The 2963-nt window shown below is 26.2% G+C and carries 3 protein-coding genes and 1 pseudogene; all 4 read right to left on the reverse strand.

Annotation, left to right across the window (positions count from 1 at the left end):
- Positions 1-379, reverse strand: a 379-nt coding sequence (locus J7M77_RS14710; RefSeq protein ID WP_296879925.1) for a YoaK family protein, incomplete at its 3' end; no start/stop codon positions are given.
- Between the two features lie 234 nt (positions 380-613).
- Positions 614-1372 (reverse strand): ABC transporter ATP-binding protein, encoded by a 759-nt coding sequence (locus J7M77_RS14715; RefSeq protein WP_296879927.1) that lies wholly within the window; start codon positions 1370-1372, stop codon positions 614-616.
- The gene (locus J7M77_RS14720; RefSeq protein ID WP_296879929.1) at positions 1360-2622 is read right to left on the reverse strand and encodes an FtsX-like permease family protein; all 1263 of its coding nucleotides are present in this window, start codon (positions 2620-2622) and stop codon (positions 1360-1362) included. Before J7M77_RS14720 ends, J7M77_RS14715 begins: the two co-directional genes overlap by 13 nt.
- 131 nt (positions 2623-2753) lie before the next feature.
- A pseudogene (locus tag J7M77_RS14725) lies at positions 2754-2963 on the reverse strand (metallophosphatase); the annotation flags it as partial.

The raw sequence follows: 2963 nt of genomic DNA on the forward strand, positions 1-2963 counted from the left end.
AAACACACCATTGAAAAGCAGTAACAAAGAATATTGGATATAAAGATAACATTGGATCAACACTTTCAGGAATCATCCCGACAAATAATACTGCTAATAATTCTAAACCAATACATAAATATTTTAAATTTAACTTAGTTCTCTTTTCTAAATAAACAGCACAGACAATTGCACCAATATAAATTAAAAGTGCTCCGATCCGTAAACCAACTTCATTAAAGTTATGGCCTAAAATACTGGCAACCAGCTCAATTAAATTTGCTGTCTGGGCTGAACCAAACACGGACATGTGACTAAAGATTGCATATCCGCCGATAAAACCACCACATACAGCCATCAAAAAATGTAACTTAACTTCAAATTTGTCTTTCTTGTCCATTAAATTTTCGCTTCCTTTTAACCGAAGTTATTATAGCACCGTTTTTTGTAAAAAAAAAGTAGTAATAAAATTTTTACGGTATTAAAAAATATAGCAATATACTAATATAAAAAATAACTACCTCTAATTGAAAATAAACTGAAGTAGTTAAACTAAAAATCTAAGGTATAATCATTGATTGGTAATTACTTTTTTACAATTTTTAAACTCGATAAAATATCATATCTATATTTATTATTTGAAAAAATCAACCTGGGATGTAATCTTGACGATTTGATTGAAATATTCATATTGGCTTACATTACCGCGTTCAAGACAATGCTGAATTTTACCATCAACTATATAATATAATTTATTAGAATATGAAGCTACTAAACTATCATGACTAACCATAACAATTGTCGTTTTGGCTTCTTGATTTATTTTTGTAAATAATTCCATTAATTCCCTGGCACTAGCACTGTCAATATTTCCAGTTGGTTCATCAGCAAATAATATTTTAGGTTTAGTAATCAATGCTCTTGCAATGGCTACTCTTTGTTGTTGCCCTCCTGAACATTCGAACGGATATTTATTTATAATATCCGTTATTTTTAATTGGTTTGCAATCATTTCTAAAGCTTCTAGCTGATTTTTTTCAGGAATATTATTTAAGCGTAATGAAAATAATATGTTATCTTTATTTTTTAGTGTATCAATTAGATTATAGTTTTGAAAAATAAAACCAATTTCACTCTTTCTTAACTGGGCTTTTTCTTTTTCAAATAAGTTAGCAATATCTTTTCCTAATAAATATACTTTACCACTAGAAAAATCATCAATTGTGGATAAAATATTGACAAAAGTCGTTTTGCCAGAACCTGATGGTCCCATCACACAAATAAAATCACCTTTATTTATTTGTAGTGAAATATTTTTTAAAGCAACTTTTGGACTAGGACCATACTGACCGTATATTTTTTGTAGGTTTTGTACTTCAATTACTTTTTCCATTGTTTAATTTCTCCTTTTCTTTTTAGAATTAATAATAATAAACAAAATAACATTGGAATTAAATACTCTAAAAGTATCAAAAGTACCGTAAAATCAAAGTAATCGTAACTTAAAATGGTCATTAAAACAGTAAGTAAATAAATTCCTGATAATAAGCCAAAAATCAGAAAAATCATTAATAACTCTTTTATAATAATTTTACTAATTTCTTTCCAAGTCAAACCCATTTTATACATATTTTGGTATAAATATCGTTTTTCTTGAAAATCTAATTTAAAGCGACTATAAAGAGTCAACCAGGTAAGAATATTTGATAAAACAGCAATTAAAATCATTTGTAGAAAATATAAGAAGTTATCTTTACATGCATACATCATAATTGGTATTACGATAGTCGTAATCATCACTAATACTGCTAACATTTTTGACTGCTGAAGAAATAATGAAACATCTCCATATATTACATAATCCAACGGTTTTAATCTTTTGGTATCAATTCGTGCTTGTAGATAATTAGGGACAACATAATAAAATAAACCATAAGCTCCAACTGCTCCTAATAACGACATTATTGCCATTTCAAAATCAATTTTCTTACCTTGAAATAAGATTATAATTCCTAAAAAATAAAGTATTAAAAAGATATAGCTTGGCATTTTAAATATTCTTTTATCAGTTTTATAAGCGATAATATTATGAGCTTCGATCATTTCTGATAACTTAATTTGATTAATAAAATATAAATCTAAAAAAATCATGATAATTAAAGTAAGCAATAATAGAATAAAACATTCATAAAACACAACCGGTGCAATATAAAATACACTTTTATTTATTGATAAATAATGATAGACAACAAACTGAATTGCCGGGATAAATATTAATATCAATCCTCCTGCAATGATCGTGGCTAATCCAATAATAACACTATTTTGAATCAACATATATTTAATCATATCAGCAGAATCATACCCAGCTAGTTTAATTAAAGCGAATTCACGCGAAGATACTCGAATATAATACATACATGAATAGGATACTAACCAAATACAAATGACAATGATAAAGAAATATAAAATGCTCAATGTAGAAGAAATATTATTTAACAGTAAATATTCAATTTGCATATTAGGATTTTCAATCATATTAACGATTATTCCACTCATTGCAATAACTATTGATAAATTAATAATTAATGATAATGCTTTTTTACGATTGACTAATAACATCTTTATCGCCATTTTTATCATCTTGTTCATCCCCTTTCTTGAGTTAATATAATTATCTTTCCTATTTAAATTATATCATTTTTATTTTAATATTTAAATATTATATTTATTATTTCTTTATATAATAACAAAAAAGAGTATAAAAATACTCTTTACCATATCCTAATTATTTGTTCATATAACAATATTTCTTTTTCGCTAACCGCCCTGTTTTCATGATAATGACCAAAAAACCAGCGTTTAAAAGTAGTCTGCTGTTTTATTTTTTCTAAATAATCAGTTAAAAGATCAGCTTTATACATTCCATTAGACAAAATTGCCTGACCACTTGTTGAACAACAATGAGTGATAATATAATCAAC

This window comes from Thomasclavelia sp. (genome assembly GCF_017889095.1).
In the GTDB taxonomy this organism is placed as follows: Bacteria; Bacillota_I; Bacilli_A; order Erysipelotrichales; family Coprobacillaceae; genus Thomasclavelia.

What these genes read in the sequence shown, in the direction of transcription:
- J7M77_RS14715 (WP_296879927.1), bottom strand. Translation starts at nt 1,372, where the DNA reads ATGGAAAAAGTAATTGAAGTACAAAACCTACAAAAAATATACGGTCAG.
- J7M77_RS14720 (WP_296879929.1), bottom strand. Translation starts at nt 2,622, where the DNA reads ATGATAAAAATGGCGATAAAGATGTTATTAGTCAATCGTAAAAAAGCA.